Genomic DNA, 24530 nt, shown 5'->3' with positions numbered 1-24530 from the left:
TTTCAATAGAACAGTGGCATGACGTAGGGGAATGCGAGCGCCACCAGCATCAAGGCGGCGACGATCCAGAAAAGCATCTTGTAGGTCGTTCGCGCCTGCGGTACAGCACACACCTCATCCGGGCGGCAGGCACGAACTGGTCGGAAGATGCGGCGCCACGCAAAGAACAGCGCGCCCAACCCGACGCCAATGAAGATTGGCCGGTACGGTTCCAGCACGGTCAGGTTGCCGATCCAGGCACCGGAGAACCCGAGCGTGACCAGCACTAGCGGGCCGAAACAACAGGTCGAGGCGAGGACAGCGGCAAGACCGCCCGCCGCCAGGGCACCACGGCCATTTCCGGTTTCAGCCATGCATGTGCTCCTGCCGATTCTCGCTGGATGCGTTAACCTTACTTCCGTACTCAAGTACGGAGTCAAGCACCATGGTGGGCGATCTGCACCCGCTGACGATCGGGGCCTTGGCGCGGGCGGCCGAGGTCAACGTCGAGACCATCCGCTTCTACCAGCGCAAAGGGTTGCTCCCGGAACCGGACCGGCCGGTTGGCGGCATTCGTCGCTACGGCGCTGCGGACGTGGCCCGGGTGAGGTTCATCAAGTCGGCGCAGCGCCTAGGTTTCAGCCTGGACGATGTTGCCCAACTGCTTCGTCTGGAGGACGGCACCCACTGCCAGGAGGCTGCCGAACTCGGGGCAGCGCGCTTGGCCGACGTGCGCGCCCGGCTGATGGATCTTCAGCGCATGGAAGCCGCGCTCTCCCAGCTTGTGGCCGCGTGCCGCACGGGCCGCGGCAAGGTGTCGTGTCCGTTGATCGCGGCGATGCACTGAGTACCGCCACGTGACGACCGTGGACCCTGTTCGGCATCACGTTGCGCAACTCGATCATGCTGCTGTTGCATTTCGGTAAGCGCGATGTCCGTGGGCGTCATCGAGGGCATCCACGGAGCGCTGGCTGGGACGATGCGCCACTACGAACCCGGTGGCAGCGTCTTTGGCGAGCCGGTGGCAATGAACAGCAGCGCGAACCGACTAGCTCTACTTCTTTTCGATCAGACCACGCGAGAGATTGATCGTGTGTGGAATCGGTCCGGGGTCGTGGAACTGCAAGTCCACCTCGTCGATACCGAACCGCTCGCGCAGGACGGTGGCGATCGTGTCGCGGACGTTGGTCTGGTCGACATCGGGGGCCGCCACCGTGAGGGTGGCGGCCAGGCCGATGCCGGTCGCCGACCGATACAGGCGCGGCGAGTCCACCGCCTTCACGCCGGAATGGACGAACATCGCCATGCGCACGGCTTCGATATCGACTTCATGCATCTGCTTTCCCTCGCGGGCTTCAGACCTCCGCCTGCACCGTGCGATCCCGGTGCACCCAGCGATACAGGACCGGCAGCACCAGCAGGGTTAATGCAGTCGAGGACAGGATGCCACCGATGACCACCGTCGCCAGTGGGCGCTGCACTTCCGAACCGGCGCCGACGTTCAAGGCCATCGGCAGGAAACCGAGCGAAGCCACCAGTGCGGTCATAAGCACCGGCCGCAACCGGCCCAGTGCACCGTCGCGAACCGCATTCTCGAGCGGATCGCCTTGCTCGCGCAGGCGACGGATGAAGGCGATCATGACCAGGCCATTGAGCACCGCCACGCCGGACAAGGCGATGAAGCCGACGCCGGCGGAAATCGACAACGGAATCCCGCGCAAGGCCAGTGCGATGACGCCCCCGGTCAGCGCCAGTGGCACACCGCTGAACACGATCGCTGCATCCTTGGCCGAGCCGAAGGCCATGAACAGCAACGCGAAGATGAGGGCCAGCGTGACCGGCACGACCACCGCCAAGCGTTGGCTCGCCGAGATCAACTGCTCGAACGTCCCGCCGTAGTCGATCCAGTAGCCCTCGGGCAGCTTCACATCGCGACCGATGCGCGTGCGCAGGTCCGCGACGAAACCGCCCAGGTCGCGTTCGCGCACGTTGGCGGTGATCACCACGCGGCGCTTGCCGTTCTCGCGGTTGATCTGGTTCGGTCCGCGCTGGATCTGCACCTCGGCCACTTCGCGCAGCGGCACAGTGCGCGGACCGCCGCTGCGCCAGGACGCTTCGCGGCTGGATTCGTCGGACTCCACGCCCTGTGGCAGCGGAATCGGCAAGTCGGCCAGCACAGCCGGATCCTGCCGCAACGCTTCCGGCAGGCGCACCACCAGGTCGAAGCGGCGATCGCCCTCGAACAACTGGCCGGCGGTCTCACCGCCGATCGCGGTGGCGACGGTGTCCTGCACGTCACCGGGGTTGAGCCCGTAGCGTGCCAGCGCGGCGGGATCCGGGGTGACGGTTAGCAACGGCAGGCCGGTCACCTGTTCCGCTTTGACGTCTTCCGCGCCGGGAACACCCCGCATCACGCGTTCCACCCGCGCGGCCAGGCGCGCCAGTTGACCGAGATCATCGCCGTAGACCTTCACCGCCACGTCCGAACGCACGCCGGAGATGAGTTCGTTGGTGCGCATCTGGATCGGCTGGGTGAACTCGTAGTTGCTGCCCGGAATCTCGCGTGCCGCGGTCTCGAGCTCTTCGATGAGCTCCGCCTTGGGCTTGCGCGGATCCGGCCACTGTTCGCGTGGCTTGAGCATCAGGAAGGTGTCGGCCATCGAGGGCGGCATCGGGTCCGTGGCGACTTCAGCCGTGCCGATCTTGGAGAACACGTTGGCGACCTCGGGGAACTGCCGCATGCGCTGTTCCAGCGTCTTCTGCATCGCCACCGACTGCTCCAGGCCGGTGCCGGGGATGCGCAGCGGCTGCAGCGTGATGTCGCCTTCGTCCAGGCTCGGAACGAACTCCGATCCCAGCCGCGTGGCCAGCAGCGCGCAGCCGATCACGAGCAACGCGGTGCCGGCCACGACCGGGGCGCGATGGCGCAGCGCCCAATCCAGCATCGGCGTGTAGCGCTGGCGCGACCAGCGCATCAGACGATTGTCGTGCTCGTCCACGCGGCCACGCAGGAAGGTAGCGATCGCGGCGGGGACGAAGGTCAGAGACAGCAGCATCGCGCCGGTCAGGGCCAGCACCACCGTGATGGCCATGGGGTGGAACATTTTTCCTTCCACGCCCGACAGCGCGAAGATCGGCAGGTACACCGCCGTGATGATGCCCAGGCCGAACAGGCTGGGCCGGATGACCTCGGCGGTCGCGCTCGCCGTCACATCGAAGCGCTCCTCCTGATCGAGCACGCGACCGAGCCGGTGCTGCGTTTCGCCGAAGCGACGCAGGCAGTTCTCGATGATGATGACCGCGCCGTCGACGATTAGGCCGAAGTCGAGCGCGCCCAGACTCATCAGGTTGCCCGACACCCCGCCGCGCACCATGCCGATGATGGTGAACAGCATCGCCAGCGGGATCACCAGCGCGGTGATCAGCGAGGCGCGCACGTTGCCCAACAGCAGGAACAGCACCAGGATCACTAGCAGCGCGCCTTCGATCAGGTTCTTGGCGACCGTGTGAATCGTGCGGTCGACCAGCACGGTGCGGTCGTACACCGGCTTGGCGTGCACGCCCGGCGGCAGGCTGGCGTTGGCCGCTTCCAGCCGGGCGGCCGCGGCACGCGACACCTCGCGGCTGTTGGCGCCGAGCAGCATGAAGGTGGTGCCCACCACCACCTCGTGTCCGTTCTGCGTGGCCGCACCGGTCCTCAGCTCCTTGCCCTCGGCCACGGTCGCCACATCGCGTACGCGGATCGGCACGCCCTCGCGCCGATCCAGCACGATGTTGCCGATGGCATCCAGGTCGGCCAACTGTCCGGGCACGCGCACCAGGAACTGCTGGCCGTTGCGTTCGATGTAGCCGGCGCCGACGTTCCGGTTGTTGCGGGCGATGGCCGCGACGACATCGTGCAGGGTGAAGCCGAGCGCGACCAGTTGCGCGGGATCCGGCGTGATGTGGATCTGCCGCTCGTAGCCGCCGATGCTGTTGACCTCGGTCACACCGGGCGTATTGCGCAGCTGCGGACGGACCACCCAGTCCTGCAAGGTGCGCAGATCGGTGGCCGTATACGGTGTTCCGTCCGATTTGCGGGCGTTCGGCTCGGCTTCCACGGTGTACATGAAGATCTCGCCCAGGCCCGTGGAAATCGGTCCCATCTCGGGGTCGAGGCCCTCGGGCAGTTGCGAAGCGATCTGCTGCAGGCGTTCGGCGACCTGTTGTCGGGCGAAGTACAGGTCCGTGCCGTCCTCGAACACCACCGTGACCTGCGATAGCCCGTAGCGCGACAGCGAGCGCGTGTAATCCAGTTTCGGCAAACCCGCCATTGCCGTTTCGATCGGGAAGGTGACGCGCTGTTCGGCCTCCAGTGGCGAATACCCGGGCGCCTGGGTATTGATCTGGACCTGGACGTTGGTGATGTCGGGCGTGGCGTCGATCGGCAGGCGCTGGTAGCTCCACACGCCCAGTGCGACCAGCGCGGCGGTGAGCACCAGCATCAGCCAGCGGTGGCGGATCGAGAAGCGAATGAGACGTTCGAGCATCGCGGCGGCCTCAGTCGTCGTCTTCGACGGTGGACTTTTCGATGTCCGCCTTGACCAGGAAGCTCTGGGCGACGACCACGCGTTCACCCGTCTTGAGACCTTCGAGCACTTCCACGCGTTCGGCATCGCGCCGGCCGAGTTTCACGGGCCGCGTGCGGTAGGTATCGCCTTGCTGGACGTACACCACGTCGCGCTCGTCGGCGGTCTGCAAGGCGGTGAGCGGCACCACCAGCGTGGCAGGTTGGCGATCGACGGTGATGCGTGCCTTCACCGCCGAACCCGGCCGCCACAGACCATCGGTGTTGGCCACGCTGGCGCGCGCGACGGTGCTCTGGCTCGCGGTCGCCGTGCCCGGCAATACGCGCTCCAGCGTCGTCGTCGCCGATACGCCATCGCTCAGGCGCGTGACCGTCACCGGCACACCGGCGCCGATGTGCTGGGCATCGCGGCCGAAGATGTGCAGGTCCACCCACAGCGTGGACAGATCGGCGATCTCGAACAGCGGCGCGCCCTCGCTGGCCGACATGCCGACGGCGGCGCTACGCGCCATGACCACACCGCCGATGGGCGTGGTGACCGGATACGTGGTCAGACTCAGATTGCTCTCGACCGTGGCCAGCACCTGGCCGGCCTGCACGCGGTCGCCCACCCCGACGCGCACCGCGCGCACCGGCCCCGGGAAGCGGGCCGTGACCTGCGCCACGCGGCCTTCCACAGGCGTCAGCAGGCCTTGCACCTCATGCTCGTCGGCAATGACCCCGGGGCCAATGCTGGCGACACGAATGCCGGCGGCCTGGGCGGTCCTGGCGGCGATCGTGGTCTGCTGCGGCGCAGCCTCCTCGCCGGCCTCGTGGGCTTCGTCCGCATCCGCGTGTTCGGCATTTGGCGTCGAGCCGCTGCAGGCGGTGAGCAGTGCGGTCAGCAAGGCGGCCCAACCGAGGGTTGTGCGATGGGAGCGAATCATGGGGTGGCATCTCCGGACGGAGTGGCTGCTGCCGGCAGGGTCACGAATGCCTGGCCGGTGAGCCGCTGGATTTCGATGAGGGCGCGCTGCGCATCGAGCGCGACGTCGAGTTGCTGCTGGCGAGTGGCCGTCTGCTCCGATTGCAGTTGCGCCCACTCCAGATAGCTGATGGCGCCGGCACGGTAGGCGCGCTCGGCTGCGTGTTCGGCACGAGTGAGTTTGGGCAGCACGTCGCGCTGCAGGCGTTCGACCTCGGCCTGCGCGACGACGTAGCGGCCGTGCGCCTCGACCAGCGTCGAGTACAAGGCCATGCCCTTGGCCTCGCGTTCGATCGACAGCGCTTCCAGCTCCGCGCCTGCGGCGCGGATCTCCGGCTGCGCGCGTGCCCGGGTTCCCAGCGGCAGCGATACGCCGGCGACCAGGGCGGTGTCGCCACTCTCCTGCAGGCGGCGCACACCGACCTGCCACTCCAGATCGGGGGCCGCGGCCGAGCGCGCGAGTTGCAGGCGTGCTTCCCCGATGCGTCGCGCATCGGCGAACTGCACCAGTTCCGGCGTGCGTTCCAATTCGGCGGCCAGGGCTTCGAGCGGCGCGATGGTCGGCAAGGCCAAGGGGTCGCCGGCGGCGTCGAACCTGGGCGCACGTTCATTCCACAACGCGCCCAGATGCTGCCGGGCGGCGCTCAGTTGTTGTGCCGCGCGATCGCGCGCCAGCTCCGCGCGGGCCAGTGCCGCCTGCGCCGTGAGCACCACCGATTCGGGCGAGGCGCCGGCCTGCAGACGCTGTCGCGCCGCGCCGACCGTGCGCTGTCGCTGTTCGACGTCGAGGGCCGCCAGCGCCTGCGTCCGCTGTGCCGCGACCACCGCGAGATAACGGCGGGCCGTTTCGGCCAGCAGATCCAGCCGGCGGGTCTCGCGCTCGACGGCCAACGCATTGATGCGGCTTTGCGCGAGCGCACGCCGCGCGTCGAGCTTGCCGCCGCGCTCCAGCACCGAGGCCAGGCTGAGGGTCAGTTCCGCGCGATCCAGGGCGCGGGTCTCGCCCGTGCCGAGTGCGTTCTCGACCTCGGCCCCTAAGCTCCACGGGGGACGCTGCGCGGCGCGATCGCGTTCTGCGGCCAGGATCGTTGCGCGGGCCTCCACCAGACGCAACTCGGGATGGGACTGGGCGACGCGGGCAAAGGCATCGTCCAAGGTCAGTCTGTCAGCGGCGGTCGCCGGTCCGATCAGGACACAGCCGGCCAACCACGCGGCCACGGCCGCGAGTCTGATGCGCATGGGGATCTCCACCAGGGGTCAGTTCACGCCGCGGATTGACCGTTGTCGCCCCCGGCACGTGCCTTGCGCGCGTCACCCAGGATCTCCACGGCCTCCTTGATCACGTACAGGCCGATCAGCGTGCCGATGACGTAATCCGGATACGGCGAACTCAGCCAGAACACCAGCACGCCGGCGGCGATCACGCCGACATTGGCGACGACATCGGCGCGGGTGAACAGCCACGTAGCGCGCAGGTGCACTTCGCCCGTTTTCAATGGTGCCAACATACGCAGCACGCTGAAGTTGACCGCCAACGAGAGCAAGGCGGTGCCGATCATCCAGCCGCTGAGCGGTTCGGCGCCGTAGGCGATGCGGCGGCCCACTTCCACCAGTACACCAACGCCCAGCAGCAGAAGGATGCTGCCGCTGAGCCAGGCGGCGTTGGCTTTGAAGCGAGCCGTTCGCCCGATCGCGATCAAGCCGATCGTGTAGGCGGTGGCGTCGGAGAGCATGTCCAGCGCATCGGCGAGCAACCCGGTGGACTGCGCGATCCAGCCTGCGATGCCACCGATCACCGCCATCGCGGCATTGAGCGCCAGGGCGATCCGCAGGATTCGCCGCTCCTGGGCATTCTTCGCTTCGTGATGGCAGCCGCAATCGCTCATTGGGGTTCTCCAGGAAACAGGAAGTTGTGTTGGGGACGGCGGATCAATTCATGGCCGCTTGGCAGGTGCCGGTACCGAGCGGGTGTTCACCACGAACCCCACGATCGCCGCAACGGCCACCGCTACTTGCGCCAGCAGCGACTGCCAGGAGGGATAGAGTCCGAGCCACTCGATGCGCGGTGCGTGGACCAACGCCTGCGAGACCCAGCCGGCTTCCTGCAAGGCAGCGACACCTTTGCCGACGAGGATGACCGCCAGTACGGCGATCAGGATCGAACTGATCGAGAAGAACCGGCCGATCGGCAGGCGCTTGCTCACGCGCAACATCCAGTACGCCACCGCGGCCAGGACCACGCTGCCGGCCGCGAGGCCGGCGAGGATCGCGCCGGACGCCTGTTCGCTCCACATCGCGATGTAGAACAGGATCGTCTCGAACACCTCGCGGTAGACCGCGACGAAGGCGAGCACGAACAGGAAGATCGCCGAGCGCCGCGTCAGCGCCGCCGACAGCTTCGCGTGCAGGTACTGCTGCCAGCGGCCGGCCAGGCTCTTCTGGTGCATCCAGATGCCCACGCTGAGCAGCACGGCGGCGGCGAACAACGCCGACACGCCTTCGGTCACTTCGCGGTTGGCGCCGCTGATGTCCACCAGATAGGTCGCCACCGCCCATGTCGCCGCACCGGCCAGCAAGGCGCCGACCCAACCGGCATGCACATAGGGCAGCACCTCACGGCGCTCGGCCTTGCGCAGGAACGCGATCATGCCAATCACGATCAGCAACGCTTCCAGCCCCTCGCGCACCAGGATGGTGAAGCTGCCGAGGAACGCCGTGGTCGTGTCCGTGTGCGAATCCTGCAGCACTGCCTCGGCGCGATCGAACAAGGCGTTGATCTGTGTTGCCTGCGTGGCGATGTCCGCCGGCGCCGTGCGGCGGCCCAGCTGGGTGCGGTAGCGGGCCATGGCGGATTCGATCTCGCGCAGCAGCGCTGCGTTGCGCGTGGCCAGGGTCGGCTCGATTGGCTCCACGCCGTCCAGGTAGGCCGACAACGCCAACGTCGAGGCGTGCGCGGTATCGCCGGCGGCGTAGGCACGCTGGCTGTCGGCCAGGCGCTGCCGCGCCAGCGCCAAGGGACCGGCACCCGCCACCGCGTCGTTGACGGCCTGCGGCCGGGAACGCAGGTAGGCAACGATGGCGTGGGCCTGTTCGGCGGACAGCATCGCCGCGAGATCGGCTTCACGGGTGCGGGTCAGTGCTTCCAGCGTGGGGATGCGGCCATGCGCGTCGGCGTTCTGGCGCCAGAGCGCCTCGCCGTCGGTGCGGGCTTGCGGCGAATACGCCAGGCTTCCCACGTAGAACGCCAGCGCCCAACGGTCGGCTTCGGACAATCCGGCAAAGCTGGCCATTGCGGTGCCCGGTACGCCCTGCGAGATCACCTCGTACAGCGCGAAGGGCGTGCGCTGGGCGGCACGCGCGGCATCGGTGAAGGCGATGGGCGGCGGATCCAACCCTGCGGCCGCCAGACCGTCGCCGTGTCCGCTTGGGCCGTGGCAGGCCGCGCACTGCTGGGCGTAGAGCGCCGCGCCTCGGCTCAGGTCCGGGGGTGAGGCCGGCACCGCCCCGATGGGGTAGCTGGCCAGCAGGTCGTCGGCCAGCCTGCGGGCCAGCGCCGCCACTTCCGTGGGCTCAGCTTTGGCGGCCACCGCCGCCGTCAACCGGTCGGCTTCGCCCAGCAACACCGGCTGCTCCGGGGTGACGGGCAGCCTGGCCAGTTGCGCACGGACTGCGCCGGCGAACTCCTGCATCTCGGCGTATTCGCCCGGGGCGACGATGCGGCCGCTCTGGACGGCACCGGCATAGTCCACCGCGATGTAATCGAGCATCTGCCAGGTCTGGCGCGGGTTGGCCGAGGGCGATTCGGCGCGGACCGGCAGCAGCGCAGCCCAACCGATCAGAAGGGCGAACAGGCTGGACCGGATCAGGGCAATCGGCGGGAACATGGGGCGGCTGGTCGACGGGGGTGGCAGCGGAGGCAAGACCAGCATAAAGTCCGTAGCTGCTACGGAGTCAAGCCCAATGCGAATGAAAATCAGTGAAGCCGCGGCCGCCAGCGGCTGCCATCTGGAAACCATCCGCTACTACGAGCGTGTCGGGCTTATGCCACGGCCGACGCGGACCGGGAGCGGCTACCGCGCCTACGCGCCGCACGATGTCGAGCGGCTGCGATTCATCAGCCGCGGGCGCGAGCTGGGTTTCAGCCTGGAGGAGATCCGCAGCCTGCTGCGCCTGAACGACGATCCGAAGCTGTCGTGCGGCGATGTCGATGTGCTAGCCCGTGCGCACCTGGCCGACATCCATCAGCGGATCGAGGAACTGCAACGCATGGCTGCGGAACTGGAGCGGGTGATTGTCCAGTGCGCCGGCGGCGAGCGCGGAACGTGCACCATCCTGGGGGAACTGCGGCACACGGACAACGCGCCGACTTCGTGTACGGATCCGGAGTGCCGCCGATGACGCTGGAACGGTACCTGGAGGCCGCCGAACGCGAAAACACGCAGCGCAGCTACGCCTCGGCGCTGCGCCACTTCGAGGTCGAATGGGGCGGCCACCTGCCGGCGACGCCGGACAGCGTGGCCCGCTATCTGGCCGATCATGCAGGTCAACTCTCCACCAACACACTGCGGCACCGGCTCGCCGCACTGGCGGGCTGGCACCGCGAGCACGGTTTCGTCGATCCGACTCGGGCACCGCTGGTGCGCAAGGTGCTCAAGGGCATCCAGACGTTGCATCCGTCGGTAGAGAAGCAGGCCGAGCCGTTGCAACTGACCCGATTGGCACAGGTGGACGGTTGGCTTGGCGCCGCGATCACCGCCGCACGCGAGCGCGGCGATCATGCGGACGAATTGCGTCATCGCCGCGATCGCTCGCTGATCCTTCTGGGCTTCTGGCGCGGCTTCCGCGGCGACGAACTGATCCGGGTGCAGGTCGAGCACCTGCGTCTGGTGCCGGGTGAAGGCATGACCTGTTTCCTGCCGCGCAGCAAGGGTGACCGGCAAGCGCAGGGCAACACGTACAAGGTGCCGGCGTTGTCGCGGCTGTGCCCGGTGACGGCCACGTGCGAGTGGATCGACGCCGCCGGACTGACCGAGGGTCCCCTGTTGCGCGGCATCGATCGCTGGGGCCACATCGCGGACGAAGCGCTGCACCCCAACAGCCTGATCCCGCTGCTGCGCCGGTTGCTGACGTGCGCTGGGCTGCCGGACGCCGAGGAGTACAGCAGCCACTCCCTGCGCCGCGGCTTCGCCGGCTGGGCCAATGCGAACGGTTGGGACGTGAAGGCATTGATGGAATACGTCGGCTGGCGCGATGTGCACTCGGCCATGCGCTACCTCGATGGCGGCGATCCGTTCGCCCGCCAGCGGATCGAAGCGAGCTTGCCGGAAACGCCCAGGCTGCCAGGGCCTGCGACCACCTGAGGAAACCGAATGGCGTCGATCGAACGGACCGCATACCCGCAATTCAAGCGCAACCCCGTTGTACGAGAACTGGTTGCGGCCTACACGCCGACCGACCCAGAACTGGCCTTTGTTGCCCAGAACACTCGGCAACCTGCGCACCGCCTGACGCTGGCGATCCTGCTCAAGACGTTCCAGCGGCTGGGGTATTTCCCCGCACTGGATGAGGTGCCACCGGCGGTGGTCCGCCATATCCGCGGCGCGTTGAAGCTAAGAGTGCAAGTCAAGCCGGCGGCCCTCGCCAATGCCTCGCGCTATCGCTACTACCGCCGGATTCGCCAATTTCTGCAGGTCCGTGCCTACAGCGATGGGAGGCTAAAGGTCGCGGCACGAGCGGTATACGAAGCCGCTGCGGTGATGGACAACCCCGCGGATCTGATCAACGTCGCCATCGAACAACTCGTGCGCGATCGCGTCGAGCTGCCGGCGTTCTCCACCCTGGATCGCCTGACCCGACGTATCCGCACACTGGTCAACGGGCGCTATTTCGCCCAGATTGAAGCTCGGCTGACCGTCGACGAAAAGCAGCGCCTTGAAGGCCTCCTGCAAGTTGAAGAGGGGCGCCAGAAGAGCCCGTTGCACGTGATCAAGCGCCTGCCCAAGCGCTCTTCACTGCAGCACTTCCAGGAGTTGATCGACCATATCGCCGAACTGGGCGAGTTGGTCGGCAGCGAGTTGCACCTCGCTGGCGTCCCAGAGATCAAGCGCAAGCACTTCGCCGCCGAGGCGCGGGCGCTGGATGCTTCCGAACTGCGCAAGTTTCGTCCCGCCAAGCGCTACGCAGTGTTGGTGTGCCTGATTCACAGGGCCCGGGTCCAGACTCGCGACGATCTCGCGGAGATGTTCATCAAGCGCATGGGCAACATCCACAACCGAGGTCGTGAGGAACTGGAGCGGTTGCGGGCGCGCTATCGCGAGAAGACCGAGGCGATCGTGGCGACGATGTCGGATGTGGTCCGCGTCCTCGACCATCATCCCAGCGACATCGAGGCGGGACGGGAAATCCGCCGCCTGGTCAACGCCCACGGCGGCGTGCAGACCCTGCAGGCCGACTGCAATGCCATCGCGGCACACAGTGGTGACAACCATTTGCCGCTGCTGTGGCCGTTCTACAAGAGCCACCGCGCCACCATCCTGCGGATGGTACGCATGCTGGACCTGGCCTCGACCACGGAGGACCGCTCACTGATCGACGCGATCGAGCTGATCCTGACGCAGGAGCGCGCCCGCGGCGACTGGTTGGATGAATCGGTCGATCTGGCGTTCACCACCCAGCTCTGGCGCAAGACCATCGTCCATCGCACCGAACAAGGCGAGGAGCGCATCCACCGGCGCCTGTTCGAGGTCTGCGTGTTCTCGTCGCTAGCCAACGAGCTGAAATCGGGCGACGTGGCCGTGCGCGGATCGGAAACCTACGCCGACTACCGCGAACAGTTGCTGCCGTGGGAGCAATGCGAGCCCATGCTGGAGGACTACTGTCGCCAGGTCGGCCTACCGGCAACGGCCGTGGGCTTCGTCAACGCACTGCAATCGCGTCTGATGCAGGTCGCCGAACTGACCGATCAGGGCTATCTGGAGAACGGCCAAGTCATCATCGGCGAGGACGGCATCCCGGTACTCAAGCGCAGCAAGGCCAAGGAGATGAGCAGTGGGGCACGTGCCCTGGAAACCGCAATCCTCGAACGCCTGCGCGAACGCAGCGTCATCGAGATCCTGTGCGACGTGGCGCATTGGACGCGCTGGACGCGGCATTTCGGGCCGCTGTCCGGTTCGGACGCCAAGATCGAACAGCCAACCGAGCGCTACGTCCTCACCACTTTCACCTATGGCTGCAACCTTGGGCCGGCCCAAGCCGCCCGGCACCTACGCGGCGCTGTTTCGGCGCACATGTTGTCGTTCGTTAACCGCCGGCACGTGGACGCCAACAAGCTGGCGGCGGCTTGCCGCGACATCATCAACAGCTACGCCGGTCTGCAGCTCCCCAAATTCTGGGGCGATGGCAAGAGCGCGGCCGCCGATGGCACCAAATACGACCTCTACGACCAGAACCTGCTCGCCTCGTACCACATCCGCTATGGTGGCTACGGCGGCATCGCCTATCACCACGTCTCCGATACCTACGTCGCGCTGTTCAGCCACTTCATCCCGTGCGGCGTCTGGGAAGCGGTCTACATCATTGACGGCCTGCTGAAGAACACCTCCGACATCCAACCGGACACCGTCCATGCTGACACGCAGGGGCAGTCGCTGCCGGTATTCGGGCTCTCGCACCTGTTGGGCATCCAACTGATGCCGCGCATCCGCAACTGGCGCGAATACAAGTTCTTCCGCCCGGACGAGGGCATCCGCTACGAGCACATCGAGCCGCTGTTCCGCGACACGGTCGACTGGGATCTGATCGAGACCCACTGGAAGGACCTGATGCAGGTCGTGCTCTCGATCAAAACCGGCAAGATCGCGGCCTCGACGCTGCTGCGCAAGCTGGGCAACTACAGCCGCAAGAACCGCCTGTACCAAGCCTTCAAGGCGCTCGGTTCGGCTGTGCGCACCTTGTTCCTGCTGCAGTACATCTCCAACCGCGAACTGCGCGAGCAGATCACGGCCTCGACCAACAAGGTGGAGGCCTACAACGGCTTCGCGAAGTATTTCTTCTTCGGCGGGGAAGGGGTGATTGCCGACAACGACCCCGTCGAGCAGGAGAAGGCCGTCAAATACAACGACCTGGTCTCCAATGCCGTCATCTTCTACAACGTGGTCGAACAGACCCGGATCATGAAGTCCCTGATGCGGCAGGGGTGGAAGATCACCCGGGAGGACGTGGCTTTCCTCAGCCCGTACGTGACCAGCCATGTGAAACGGTTCGGGGACTACCTGATCGACGTGGAGGCGATCCCGGAGCCGTATGAGATTGAACTGGCGTTGGCGGCGTAGTCTTGCCGCCAGAAAATATCCGCTAACTCACTGATTCATCGGATGAAAACCAATCTTGTGAGCCATTTTTACACGTATGTCGGCTGAACCCCAATCTCGCCCGCCGGCCGCTGTGGCAGCAGTTCGATCACCATGTCCGAGGGGCGGCACAGGCGCACGCCCAGGGGCGAAACCACGATGGGTCGATTGATGAGGATCGGGTGCGCCAGCATCTGGTCGATCAATTCGTCGTCGCTCCAATGGACGGCATCCAGCCCGAGTTCCTTGTAAGGCGTGCCCTTGACGCGCAGCACGTCCCGCACGTGCATGCCCATCCGTGCGATCAGCGCCTTTAGGGTTTCGCGGTCGGGCGGCGTCTTCAGATACTCGATGACCGTGGGCGCGATGCCGCTGGCGCGGATCAGCGCCAGCGTATTGCGCGACGTGCCGCAATCCGGGTTGTGGTAGATCGTGATGTCACTCATGCCAGCATCTTCTGAACCGTGATGGAAGAATCGTTCGCTTGCGCCGCATCACCAAATGGCAAAACCAGCACGGGCGCGAACCCGCCGCCGGGCGTCCGCAAGTTGGTGGTCTGGCCGGCATAGGTGCGTGCCGCCAGCAGCAGGACACGTCCCCGATAGGCATAGGCCCGCATGTCCACTTTGAGCCGCATCGGCACATCATCGACTGTGACCATGCGCTCGCTGGGCGGCACCAGCGCCTGGGCGACGAAGCCGCCGGCAGTGATGTGCTCCCATGTCTTGCGCGTCAGCTTGTCGCCCCGATAGGCGGCCTTGCCCCCGTAGCCCGCCATCGGCTTGAAGAACCATTGACGCCGCTCGCGCCAGAGGACTTCCGCATTGGCCGGCAGGACAGCTTGGGCGGCGGGAACCACCGCGCGCAGCACGGCACGGTCGGCCTCGCCGGCACCCCAGCGGGCCATCTGTACGTCATCCCCCAGCCAGATCAGATTGCGCTTGTCTGCGTGCATAGCGTGCGCTCGTGGGTGCGGCGTCAGCACCACCGCGCCCACCTGATAGGCGCTGCGCAGCGCCGCATGCGAAGACTCCGACAAGTCGAAGTCGGTGAGCCGGTTGTAAACCATGTCGATTGGCAAATCGGCGGGAAGCGCCGGGTGCCACAAGGCACCGTCGCGCCATTGGAGTTCGCGCGGGTCGGCCACGATAGCCCGGACGCCATGATGCTCGAACAGCCGCCGGACAAGCTCGAACTCGGGGGCGAGGTACTGCTGCTGCGGATCGTCATCGACCACGACCGCCGTGCGCCAGGACTGCACACCCCGCTGTGCCCGCCATTCGGCGCGGAACATGTCGATGAAGGCTTGCGTGAGGTCGGCACGGCCCAGCCACTGCTCCATCGCCGCGCAGCAGGTGTTCTGCGCCCCGGCCAGCGCGGCACTAAGCAGCGCGCCGCCCGCATTGGTGTTGATCTCGATGAGACGCGGGCCGTCCGCTCCCAGGTGGAAGTCGTACCCCATGAACACGCCAGATGGGCCGAAGTCCGGCGCCAGCGTGTCCGTGCCGTGCGCGCGTTCCACCACCGCCTGCCGATAGCCCGGCAGGCAGGTGACACGCTCCAGCGTCGCCACGGCCTGGGCGATGGCGTTGCGGGTTGGCATGTCGATGAACACCGCCGTTTCCGAAAACAAGTGGGGATGGCTGTCGGCCAGCGACGTGGGCAGGCTTTGGTGCAGCCGTGTTGCATCGAGCGTGCGACATGCACAGGAAAGATTGAGCTGTTCGGCGAGGTTCATGGCCGCTTTCATCGTGCCGCGGACTGCTCGCGTTCATACCAACCGCGCGATCGGTTGACCACGCGCACGACCAGCAGCATCACCGGCACCTCGATCAGCACTCCGACCACGGTGGCCAGCGCCGCGCCGGAATGGAAGCCGAACAGGCTGATAGCCGCCGCCACGGCCAGCTCGAAGAAGTTGCTCGCGCCGATCAGCGCCGAAGGACAGGCGATGTTGTGCTTCTCGCCCACCTTGCGGTTGAGCCAGTAAGCCAGGCCAGAATTGAAGAACACTTGGATCAGAATGGGCACCGCCAACATGGCGATGACCAGCGGCTGTTGCAGGATGGCCTGGCCCTGGAAAGCGAACAGCAATACCAGCGTCAGCAGCAGCGCCGCAATGGACAGCGGGCCGATGCGCTCCAAGGCCCGATCGAACGCGGCCTGGCCCCGGCGCAGAAGCGCGCGGCGCCAGAGCTGCGCGATGATGACCGGGATGACGATGTAGAGCACCACCGACACCAGCAGCGTGTCCCACGGCACCGTGATGGCCGACAGGCCCAGCAGCAGGCCGACGATGGGCGCGAAGGCGAAAACCATGATGGTGTCGTTCAAGGCCACTTGCGACAGCGTGAACACCGGATCGCCGCCAGTCAGCCGGCTCCAGACGAACACCATCGCCGTGCAGGGCGCGGCGGCCAGCAGGATCAGGCCGGCCACGTAGCTGTCGAGCTGGTCGGCCGGCAGCCATTCGGCGAAGACCTGACGGATGAATATCCACGCCAGCAGCGCCATCGAGAACGGCTTGACCGCCCAATTGACGAACAGCGTGACGCCGATGCCGCGCCAATGCTGCCTGACCTGGCCCAGCGCGCCGAAGTCCACCTTGAGCAGCATCGGAATCACCATGATCCAGATCAGCAGGCCCACCGGCAGATTGACCTGGGCCACTTCCATGCGGCCGATGGCCTGGAACACGCCGGGCGCAAGCTGGCCCAGGGCGATGCCGGCGACGATGCATAGCAGCACCCACACGGTCAGGTAACGCTCGAAGACGCTCATGGCGGGCGCCACCGGCGCGCGGCCGGCGGTATCGGTTCCTGCGGTCATCGCGCGGGCCTCACTGGTGGCCAATGTCGCGCAGCTCGCGCTGCAAGGACATGGCATCAAGGCTTTTCAGGGGCAGCGACAGGAACAGCTCGATGCGCCGGCGCAGGGTGATCGCGGCGTCCGTGAACGCCTTGCGCTGCTGTTCCTCCGTTTCGTCGACGGCCGCCGGGTCGGGCACGCCCCAATGGGCCGATACCGGCTTACCCGGCCACAGCGGGCAAGCCTCGCCAGCGGCGTTGTCGCAGACGGTGAAGATGAAGTCGAACAACGGCGCACCCGGCGCCACGAACTCGTCCCAGCTCTTGCTGCGGTAGCCGGTCGCCGGCAGGTGCAGGCGCTCCAGCGTGGCGAGCGCCAAGGGATGCACTTCGCCTTTCGGATGACTGCCCGCCGAATAGGCGCGAAAGCGCCCTTGGCCCAAGGCGTTGAGGATGCCTTCGGCGAGGATCGACCGGGCCGAATTGCCCGTGCAGAGGAACAAGGCGTTGTAGGTAGGTTCTGTCGTCATATGCGCCTCGCGTCAGCAGCAGGAAGTAGTCGATTTCGCAGCGCGTGGCGCGCAGCACGCCGCAGCGGCACCGGGTACGGGCTGGGGTGCTTCGTTGAAGACGGGGATGTTGCCCAGCGTGTGGAAGTGTTCCCAAGCCACGCCCTGCGGGTCGGTGATCCAGTGCTTCTCGCTGCGCGCGTAGCAGCAAGTCGTAGTGCCTTCGTCCAGCAGCGTCATGTCGGCGGCCTGCGCACGGGCCTTCAGCGCAGCCAGTTCCTCGGCATCGTCGGTCTGGATGCCCAAGTGGTCGATGCCTGGCTTGCTGCCGCGCGTGGAGACAGCGAAGTTGACTGGCGGGTCTTCAAGCATCCACTTCGCGTAGTCGTCTTCGATGCGCGTGGGTTGTGCAGCGAACAGTTGGGAGTAGAAGCCGATGCTGCGGTTCAGGTCATCGACGTGGAGGTGGACGTGAAAGCGTTTCATGGGGATTTCCTTTCAGCAGGACTTGCAGGCGGAGGAGGACTCGGTGACTTCGCAGGCGCTGCCCTGGCAGCAGTGCTCGGTCATATAGCCGAGCAGGCTGTTCATCTGCGCGAAGTCGGCGCGGTAGATCAGGTTGCGGCCTTGCTGCTCGATGGTGACGAGGCCGGCGTGGGCCAGTTCCTTCAAGTGAAAGGACAAAGAGTTGCGGGCCACGTCGAGCTGGTCGGCGAGGACGCTGGGCGTCAGCCCTTCGGGGCCGGCGACGACCAGGGCGCGGAACACGCGCAGGCGCTGGGTATGGGCCAGGGCACCAAGGGCGGAAACGGCTTGATCTTCGTTCATGGTTCGATAATACAACATTTATTGAATCATTGTGCAAGGAGCTAGCAAACAGAACCTCATGGCGTCCCGGCGTGCCGCCGTCGGGTTCGCGGGCTACGCCCCGCGCTTCGTGCCGAATCGCGGCCATTCGGCTTTGACCCCTGACGCCTCCGGCCCTCTCGGGCCTGCGCGCTCCGCTTGCCCCAAAAGCCGACTGTGTGCAGTGGGCGGGTGTGGGCGGTCTTGCTGTTCCCTTCACCGTATCACGGCGTTCTCGCCGTCAAGGGCGGCGCGCGCCATGCGCGCTTGCGTCCTGGCGGCCGTCTGCGACCCCTGACTGCTTGCGCTGCGCCGTGCTGGCGCCGGTTCCGGGCAATTCCGCCCGAGCAACCGGAGCACGATCATGTCGCAACTGACCCTCTCTCTCGATACCCCGCTGATGGTGCGCGATGGCCGTGGGCGCTATCGGCCGGCGGACGCCGACCAGATTCTGGAAGCCGCACGCCAGGTCATCGAACAGAAGATGCAGCGTGGCGCGACGTTCACGTCGCCGGAGGCGGTGAAGGACTACCTGCGCGCCAAGCTGGCCGGCTTCGAGCACGAAGTCTTCGCGGTGTTGTTCCTCGACACGCGCCATCGGCTGATCGACTACGTGGAGATGTTCCACGGCACGATCGACGCCGCCGAGGTGCATCCGCGCGAGGTAGTGAAGCAGGCGCTGCGACTCAATGCGGCGGCGGTCATCGTTTCGCACAACCATCCGAGCGGGAACCCCGAGCCGAGCGCGGCCGATAAGGCGCTGACCTCGCAGCTTCGGCAGGCGCTGGCGCTGGTGGACGTTCGCACGTTGGATCACATCATCGTCGCGGGAAGCCGTACCACGTCATTCGCCGAGCGCGGCCTGCTTTGACCCTTGGGGGCTTCGGCCCCCTTTTTTTTGCTGCGCCCGGCGGCGCAACTCCGGCCCTCGCGGGCCTACGCGTGCTGCGCACTTGCCGAAAACGGGACTGCGTGGAGGTGCGAGGGAGGCGGTCTTGCTGTTCCCTTCATCGTGCCACGGCGTTCTCGCCGTCAAGGGCGGCGCGCGCCATGCGCGCCATGCGCGCTTGCGTCCTGGCGGCCGTCTGCGACCCCTGACTGCTTGCGCTGCGCCGTGCCCCGGAAGGGTCGGGCAATTCCGCCCGGCATCCTTTCAGGAGTTCACCATGAACAACGCACTCATTACTGACGAGCAGCGCGTCGTGCTGCTGGCCAACGGCCGCGAATCGTTGGAGAACCCGGACTTCGATCCGGCCCCCGTGGTCAAGCTGTTCACGCCGGACGCCGGCGCGACCTGGCTGCTGACCGAGATTGATCCCGACGACCACGACCACGCCTTTGGTCTTTGCGACCTGGGCCTGGGGGCGCCGGAAATCGGCTGGGTCAGCCTGGGCGAGCTGGCGACGGTGCGCGGCGGGCTGGGCCTGCCGATCGAGCGCGACCTGTCTTTCCGCGCCGAGAAGCGGTTGAGCGTCTATGCGCGCGATGCGCGGCTGGCCGGGCGGATCGCTGTCTGACCTGGCCTTGGGAGCGCCGCAAGGCGCTCCTTGTGCTTTGTGCTTTCTCGACCATCGAAGGAGATCCATGCCATGAGCAGCCATCACGACTACATCATCGAAATCACCGCGCAGCACGATGCGCTCAAACCGTTCGCGCCGGAGAACGGCCAGCCCTTGCGCTTCAAGATCGGCGACGCGGTGATCTACACCAACGAGTACGGCGCACAGTTCCGCCGCCGCGTCACCGGGTTCTACCAGCCCACCGGGCTGTCGGGTCTGTACGCGCGCGGTGCGCGCTACCTGCTGGACTCGTCATCGCCGTGGATGCCGGTATTGGAATCCAGCCTGCGCCCTGACGACTCGGCGTGATGCCTACGCGCCCCTTGCGGGGCGCTGCGCGCTTTGCTTGCCTCCAGGGGAAAGCCCTGCGGGCTATCCCCGCCGCGCGGTGCTTGGCGCCCCTCAAAGACCGCCGAACCGGCTGCGCCGGATCGGCCAGACCGCAGCAGTCGCTGTCGAACACGCTTCCCCATGACCGGCGCATGAGCTTGTGCATCGAGCATTGAAGGCTGTGCGTCCCCGGCCAAGAAACATGGCCGGTCGCGCTGTCGTGCGCGCTGCGCATCGAGCCGCCTGCGGCGTCTCGCCCCTTCCGGGCTTCCATCGTTCCCTCGCTCCGCTCGGCTGACGCCTCCGGCCCGGCTTCCAGCTTCGGGCCTGCGCGCTTCGCTTGCCGTGCGGTCAGCGTGTTGGAGGGCCGTTGCCATGTCCAGCCGTCTCCCCTGACTTCATCACCTTGTCCGCGACTGTAGCCCGCGGCCGTGTGCCGTCAAGGCGCGCAGGGCCGTGTCCTCGGCTGCGCCTGCGGGCCGCACCAACCCTGCGCTTGCCTCCTTGACGGCCCTCGTTCGCGCGCTCCTGACCGTCGCGGGCGATGAACTCAGGAAAGACGGTGGCAACAGGGCCAACCGGGTTCCTCGTGCCGACCGCACCAAACAGCCGAAAGGCTGGGCTCCGAATCTAGGAATCCGGTGTGCGGTGAACAGCAAACCTTTTTTCTTTGTCAGGAGAAATGCCATGCAACTCGCATCCCGCTTCGCTTCCCGTTCCCCGATGCTGCGTTCGGAACGCCCCTTGTCCGACGACCAAATCCGGGCCGTGGCCCCGTCCATCTTCGCGGACGCCCCGCACGAAAGCCGCTCCGAGCGGTACAGCTACATCCCCACTGCCACGGTGTTGCAAGAACTGCGCGGGGAAGGCTTCGAGCCTTTCATGGTGACGCAGACCCGCGTGCGCCACGACGACCGCCGCGACTACACCAAGCACATGATCCGGCTGCGCCACGCCAGCCAGATCAACGGCCGCGAGGCCAACGAAATCATCCTGCTGAACTCCCATGACGGCACCAGCAGCTATCAGATGCTGGCCGGGATGTTCCGCTTCGTTTGCAGCAATGGGCTTGTCTGCGGCGACACCGTGGCCGACGTGCGCGTGCCGCACAAGGGCGACGTAGCCGGACACGTCATCGAAGGCGCTTACGAAGTCCTGCACGGCTTCGACCGGGCGCAGGAATCCCGCGATGCTATGCGCGCCATCACGCTCGACGCCGGGGAATCGGAAGTGTTCGCCCGCGCTGCGCTGGCGTTGAAGTACGACGAGGACAAGCCCGCGCCCATCACGGAATCGCAAATCCTGATGCCGCGCCGCCACGACGACGACCGCCGCGACCTGTGGAGCGTGTTCAACCGCACGCAGGAGAACTTGACCAAAGGCGGCCTGTCCGCCCGCGCCGCGAATGGCCGCCGCCAGACCACCCGGCCCGTACAGGGCATCGACCAAAGCGTGCGCCTCAATCGCGCCCTGTGGCTGCTGGCCGATGGCCTGCGCCAGTTGAAAGCCTGAATCCCCACGCGGCAGGGGCAGGCAGCAGCCCTTGCCGCTTCTCTCGCTGCTGCATCCCAACCGCAAGGAGTTATCACCATGAACGCCGTACTCAAAACCGAAACCGTCGCCATCGAAGCCGCCGCACCGCTGGAAGTGGCAGACCCGACCAAGAACCTGATCTTGGTTCCGCTGTCGCAACTGTTGCCGCGCCGCTCCAAGCGCAACGTCCGCACGACCCCGCGCCAGTCCATCCCCGAACTGGCCGCGAGCATTGCCCGCATCGGCCTGCTGCAAAACCTGATCGTCATCCTTTCCACCGATGGCGAGGCTTACGAAGTGGTGGCAGGCGACCGCCGCCTGACCGCCTTGAAGCTGCTGGCGAAGAAGAAGCGCATCCCCGCCGACTACGAAGTGCCGTGCCTGCTGGTGGCCGATGCGTCCGCGCGCACCGTCAGCCTCGCGGAGAACGTGCAGCGCGAGAACATGCACCCCGCCGACCAGTTCGCGGCCTTCGCCGCGCTGGTCAAGGAAGGCCGGCCCGTCGAAGACATTGCCGCCGACTTCGGCGTGTCCCCGCTGGTGGTGCAGCGCCGCTTGAAGCTGGCGAACGTATCGCCGCGCCTGATGGCCGACTACCGGGCCGGTGGTGTGACGCTGGAACAGTTGATGGCCTTGACCATCACCGACGACCACGCCGCGCAGGAAGCCGCGTTCTATGGTGCGCCGGAATGGCAGCGCAGCCCGTCCAAGCTGCGCGAGCGCCTGACCGAGCGCGAAATCGACGCCACGCACGCGCTGGTGCGCTTCGTCGGGCTGGATACCTACCAGCAGGCAGGCGGTGGCATCCGCCGCGACCTGTTCGCAGAAGGCGATGCCGGAACCTACCTCACCGATACCGCAGTGCTGGAAACGCTGGTGCGCGACAAGCTTGCAACGCTGGCCGAGGACGTGCGCGCCGAGGGGTGGGCATGGGTGGAGGCCGTGCCGCATCTGGCCTACGAGGAACGGCAGGCGTTCCAGAACGCCCCGCGCCATCGTCGCGAGCCGACCACCCGCGAAGCCCGCCGCATCGCCTCGCTGGAAACCCGCCTCGAAAAGATCGACGCCGAACTGGAAGAAGCCTGCGACGCCGAGGACGAGGCCAAGGCCGAGAAGCTGGAACAGCGGCGCGATCAGGTGGTCGGGGAACTGCAAGACGCGGAGGATGCCTTGCAGGGCTATGCCCCCGAGGTGCGCGAGGTGGCCGGTGCCATCGTCACCATCGACCGCAACGGCGAGGCCGTCATTCATCGCGGCCTGCTGCGCGAAGCCGAGGCCAAGGCGCTGCGCACGCTGGAAAAGCTGCGGCGCGGTTTCGGCAGTGCCGAAGGCGAAGCCGCCAACGACGAGCACGAGGACGCCGACGACGCGCCCAAAGCCGCGAGCCTGTCCGACCGGCTGGCGCAGCGGTTGAGCGCCCACCGCACGGCGGCGCTGCAAATCGAAGTCGCACGGCATCCGCACGTCGCGCTGGCCGCGCTGGTGCATGGCATGGTGCAGACCGTCTTGCAGCCCGACGCCTACGGCGATGGCCTGCCGCTCGGCGTGCGCCTCACGACGCAATACCGACTGGAAGGCATGGCCCCGGACTGGCCGGAATCGCCCGCCGCCGTGGCGCTGCGCGAACTGCAACAGGTGGCCGGTGAAGCCTTGCCGGAGGACAGCGCCGAACTGTTCGCCGTGCTGCTGGCGAAATCGCAAGACGAACTGGTGCGGCTGCTGGCCGTGTGCGTGGCTTCCACGGTGGACGTGGTGACGCCTCGCGCCACGGTGCAGCAACCCGGCGAGGAACTGGCGCAGGCCGTGGGCCTCGACATGGCCGCATGGTGGAAGCCGACCGCAGAAGGCTACTTCAAGCACATTTCCAAGGCCGTGATTCTGGATGCCGTGGCCGCGTTTGCACCGGAATCCGTCACCCGACTGGCGAAGTTGAAGAAGGCCGACATTGCCAGCGAAGCCGAACGGCTGGCCGATGGCACGGGCTGGATGCCCGCCATCTTCAAGGCCGAAGGCCCGGAAGCTGCGCCGGCGGAAACGCAGGCGCAGGACGCCCCGGAGGATGCCGATGCCGTGGCGGATGAACCCGCAGAGGCGCTGGCCGCTTGACCCGCGCCGAAGGCAAGCGCCCCGGCCTCGACCGGGGCGCTTCGCTGCAAGGAGAAGCCCCCATGACCCGCACCACCACCAGCCGCCCGCGCATGGCGGCGATCTACGCCCCCGGCACGGTGCGCGTCCGCCGCTGGCACGGCGACGGCGACGTGCGCGGCTACCGCCCGCCCTCGGGCTGGTCGGCCCGCGCAGACCTCACCGACATTCACCCCATCACGGGCCGCGCCTTGCCGCGTGCCGTGTGGTGGCTCATCGAGACGAAGGATTAACCGCGTTCAGTACCGCGCCCAGGCCGTTCCGTCCTGGGCGCGGTGAAACGCAAAAATCCGGGCGCGGCAGTGGCCGCGCCCGGTGTTCAAGGCCAACAGTCGAATCAGAACGCCGCCGCCTTCGCGGTGGCTCAGGCGGCGGCGTTGAAGGCATCGCTGTAGCGCGCGATGCCTTCCGGCGCTGGCCCATGCAGGGCCAGCGCAATAAAGTAGCCGGGCGGCACGCCCGGCAGTTGCAGGCCCGCATGGGCCTGAAAACCAAAGCGCCCGTAGTACGCGGGATCGCCCAGCAGCACACAACCAGCGGCCCGCATCGCCCGCAGTTCAGACAGCGCCTGTTCCATCAGGCGCGAGCCGATGCCGTGCCCTTGCCTTTGCGGCAAGACGGAGATCGGCCCCAACTCGTACCAGCCATCCGCCTTTCGCCCTTGGTCGTCGGTGATCGTGACGAGGGACAATGCGACGTGGCCGACGATCTGCCCATGTTCCTCGGCCACGATGGAAAGCGTCAGTTCATTGGCTGCACGCAAGGCACGCACGATGAATTGCTCGGTGTGGCTGGTGTGAGGCGCATCGGCGAAAGCGGCCGTCGTGACGGCTTCGATGGCAGCGATGTCGTCCGGGGCTTCGTGTCGTAGCTGGAGGGTCATGGGCTTGTCTTGGATTCCTTCCTGAAAATATAGAACGGCTTGGGCGTGTCGGCGCGCAGC

Annotated in this window: 23 protein-coding genes and 1 pseudogene; 10 read left to right on the top strand and 14 right to left on the bottom strand. The window is 66.6% G+C overall.

The annotated features are described in order from the left end of the window. Positions 1-2: 2 nt before the first annotated feature. Positions 3-353 carry a mercuric ion transporter MerT gene (gene merT, locus EAT51_RS07670; protein WP_057380610.1) on the bottom strand — a complete coding sequence of 117 codons (351 nt, stop codon included), beginning with the start codon at positions 351-353 and terminating at the stop codon, positions 3-5. Positions 354-424: 71 nt separating this feature from the next. Between merT and merR the strand changes: the two genes are divergently transcribed. Further along, positions 425-826 (top strand): mercury resistance transcriptional regulator MerR, encoded by a 402-nt coding sequence (gene merR, locus EAT51_RS07665; protein ID WP_057380609.1) that lies wholly within the window; start codon positions 425-427, stop codon positions 824-826. A gap of 207 nt (positions 827-1033) precedes the next feature. On the opposite strand, the gene EAT51_RS07660 is transcribed toward merR, so the two are convergent. The 6 genes from EAT51_RS07660 to EAT51_RS07635 are packed head-to-tail and all read right to left on the bottom strand — an operon-like array spanning position 1034 to position 9394. Continuing rightward, on the bottom strand, positions 1034-1315 hold the full coding sequence (locus tag EAT51_RS07660) for a hypothetical protein (protein WP_057380608.1): 282 nt from the start codon (positions 1313-1315) through the stop codon (positions 1034-1036). 19 nt (positions 1316-1334) lie between these two features. Beyond that, the gene (locus EAT51_RS07655; RefSeq protein WP_057380607.1) at positions 1335-4508 is read right to left on the bottom strand and encodes an efflux RND transporter permease subunit; all 3174 of its coding nucleotides are present in this window, start codon (positions 4506-4508) and stop codon (positions 1335-1337) included. Positions 4509-4518: 10 nt separating this feature from the next. Then, the gene (locus EAT51_RS07650; RefSeq protein WP_079743958.1) at positions 4519-5472 is read right to left on the bottom strand and encodes an efflux RND transporter periplasmic adaptor subunit; all 954 of its coding nucleotides are present in this window, start codon (positions 5470-5472) and stop codon (positions 4519-4521) included. Further along, complete coding sequence (locus EAT51_RS07645) at positions 5469-6749, bottom strand: TolC family protein (protein ID WP_057386272.1); 1281 nt, start codon at positions 6747-6749, stop codon at positions 5469-5471. The genes EAT51_RS07650 and EAT51_RS07645 overlap by 4 nt, the downstream gene beginning before the upstream one ends. A 23-nt stretch (positions 6750-6772) precedes the next feature. Further along, positions 6773-7396 carry a cation efflux transmembrane domain-containing protein gene (locus EAT51_RS07640; RefSeq protein WP_057380605.1) on the bottom strand — a complete coding sequence of 208 codons (624 nt, stop codon included), beginning with the start codon at positions 7394-7396 and terminating at the stop codon, positions 6773-6775. 48 nt (positions 7397-7444) lie between these two features. Continuing rightward, positions 7445-9394, bottom strand: a complete 1950-nt coding sequence (locus EAT51_RS07635; RefSeq protein WP_057380604.1) for an FTR1 family protein — start codon at positions 9392-9394, stop codon at positions 7445-7447. A gap of 82 nt (positions 9395-9476) precedes the next feature. Between EAT51_RS07635 and EAT51_RS07630 the strand changes: the two genes are divergently transcribed. The 3 genes and pseudogenes from EAT51_RS07630 (at position 9477) to EAT51_RS07620 (ending at position 13840) form a co-directional block, all read left to right on the top strand. Further along, a complete protein-coding gene (locus EAT51_RS07630; RefSeq protein ID WP_057380603.1) occupies positions 9477-9908 on the top strand; it encodes a MerR family transcriptional regulator in 432 nt (143 codons plus the stop codon). Next, a pseudogene (locus EAT51_RS07625) lies at positions 9905-10861 on the top strand (site-specific integrase); the annotation flags it as partial. The gene EAT51_RS07630 and the pseudogene EAT51_RS07625, both read left to right, overlap by 4 nt. Positions 10862-10879: 18 nt before the next feature. Continuing rightward, complete coding sequence (locus EAT51_RS07620; RefSeq protein ID WP_057380601.1) at positions 10880-13840, top strand: Tn3 family transposase; 2961 nt, start codon at positions 10880-10882, stop codon at positions 13838-13840. Between the two features lie 68 nt (positions 13841-13908). On the opposite strand, the gene arsC is transcribed toward EAT51_RS07620, so the two are convergent. Genes arsC through EAT51_RS07590 form a run of 6 tightly spaced genes read right to left on the bottom strand, consistent with a single transcriptional unit; the run spans position 13909 to position 18020 of the window. Then, a complete protein-coding gene (gene arsC, locus EAT51_RS07615) occupies positions 13909-14304 on the bottom strand; it encodes an arsenate reductase (glutaredoxin) (RefSeq protein WP_057380600.1) in 396 nt (131 codons plus the stop codon). Next, entirely contained in the window at positions 14301-15596 is a 1296-nt protein-coding gene (locus EAT51_RS07610; protein ID WP_057380599.1) for a hypothetical protein, read from the bottom strand. The genes arsC and EAT51_RS07610 overlap by 4 nt, the downstream gene beginning before the upstream one ends. Positions 15597-15604: 8 nt before the next feature. Further along, positions 15605-16639: an ACR3 family arsenite efflux transporter gene (arsB, locus tag EAT51_RS07605; protein ID WP_425478575.1), complete on the bottom strand. Its 1035-nt coding sequence runs from the start codon at positions 16637-16639 to the stop codon at positions 15605-15607. A gap of 58 nt (positions 16640-16697) precedes the next feature. Then, positions 16698-17195 carry an arsenate reductase ArsC gene (locus tag EAT51_RS07600; protein WP_057380597.1) on the bottom strand — a complete coding sequence of 166 codons (498 nt, stop codon included), beginning with the start codon at positions 17193-17195 and terminating at the stop codon, positions 16698-16700. A 12-nt stretch (positions 17196-17207) separates the two neighbouring features. Continuing rightward, a complete protein-coding gene (locus EAT51_RS07595; protein ID WP_057380596.1) occupies positions 17208-17660 on the bottom strand; it encodes an ArsI/CadI family heavy metal resistance metalloenzyme in 453 nt (150 codons plus the stop codon). 12 nt (positions 17661-17672) lie between these two features. Then, positions 17673-18020 (bottom strand): ArsR/SmtB family transcription factor, encoded by a 348-nt coding sequence (locus tag EAT51_RS07590; RefSeq protein ID WP_425478572.1) that lies wholly within the window; start codon positions 18018-18020, stop codon positions 17673-17675. A 364-nt stretch (positions 18021-18384) separates the two neighbouring features. Here EAT51_RS07590 and radC point away from each other — a divergent pair, with 364 nt between their 5' ends. From radC to EAT51_RS07555, 6 genes are all read left to right on the top strand, one after another. Next, on the top strand, positions 18385-18891 hold the full coding sequence (gene radC / locus EAT51_RS07585) for a RadC family protein (protein WP_130561452.1): 507 nt from the start codon (positions 18385-18387) through the stop codon (positions 18889-18891). A gap of 295 nt (positions 18892-19186) precedes the next feature. After that, positions 19187-19537, top strand: a complete 351-nt coding sequence (locus EAT51_RS07580; protein WP_130561451.1) for a DUF2958 domain-containing protein — start codon at positions 19187-19189, stop codon at positions 19535-19537. Between the two features lie 72 nt (positions 19538-19609). Then, a complete protein-coding gene (locus EAT51_RS07575) occupies positions 19610-19888 on the top strand; it encodes a hypothetical protein (RefSeq protein WP_057386265.1) in 279 nt (92 codons plus the stop codon). Between the two features lie 708 nt (positions 19889-20596). Continuing rightward, positions 20597-21421, top strand: a complete 825-nt coding sequence (locus tag EAT51_RS07565) for a DUF932 domain-containing protein (RefSeq protein WP_057386264.1) — start codon at positions 20597-20599, stop codon at positions 21419-21421. Between the two features lie 78 nt (positions 21422-21499). Continuing rightward, positions 21500-23548 carry a ParB/RepB/Spo0J family partition protein gene (locus EAT51_RS07560; RefSeq protein ID WP_130561449.1) on the top strand — a complete coding sequence of 683 codons (2049 nt, stop codon included), beginning with the start codon at positions 21500-21502 and terminating at the stop codon, positions 23546-23548. 62 nt (positions 23549-23610) lie between these two features. Further along, positions 23611-23820 (top strand): hypothetical protein, encoded by a 210-nt coding sequence (locus tag EAT51_RS07555; protein ID WP_057380594.1) that lies wholly within the window; start codon positions 23611-23613, stop codon positions 23818-23820. Positions 23821-23951: 131 nt separating this feature from the next. Here EAT51_RS07555 and EAT51_RS07550 read toward each other — a convergent pair whose 3' ends face one another. After that, positions 23952-24470 (bottom strand): GNAT family N-acetyltransferase, encoded by a 519-nt coding sequence (locus EAT51_RS07550; protein ID WP_130561448.1) that lies wholly within the window; start codon positions 24468-24470, stop codon positions 23952-23954. Between the last annotated feature and the right edge of the window lie 60 nt (positions 24471-24530).

Origin of the sequence: Pseudoxanthomonas winnipegensis, from assembly GCF_004283755.1 — a bacterium.
In the GTDB taxonomy this organism is placed as follows: Bacteria; Pseudomonadota; Gammaproteobacteria; order Xanthomonadales; family Xanthomonadaceae; genus Pseudoxanthomonas_A; species Pseudoxanthomonas_A winnipegensis.
The sequence above is the reverse complement of the archived record's forward strand: the minus strand, read 5'-3'. Positions and strand labels throughout refer to the sequence as shown.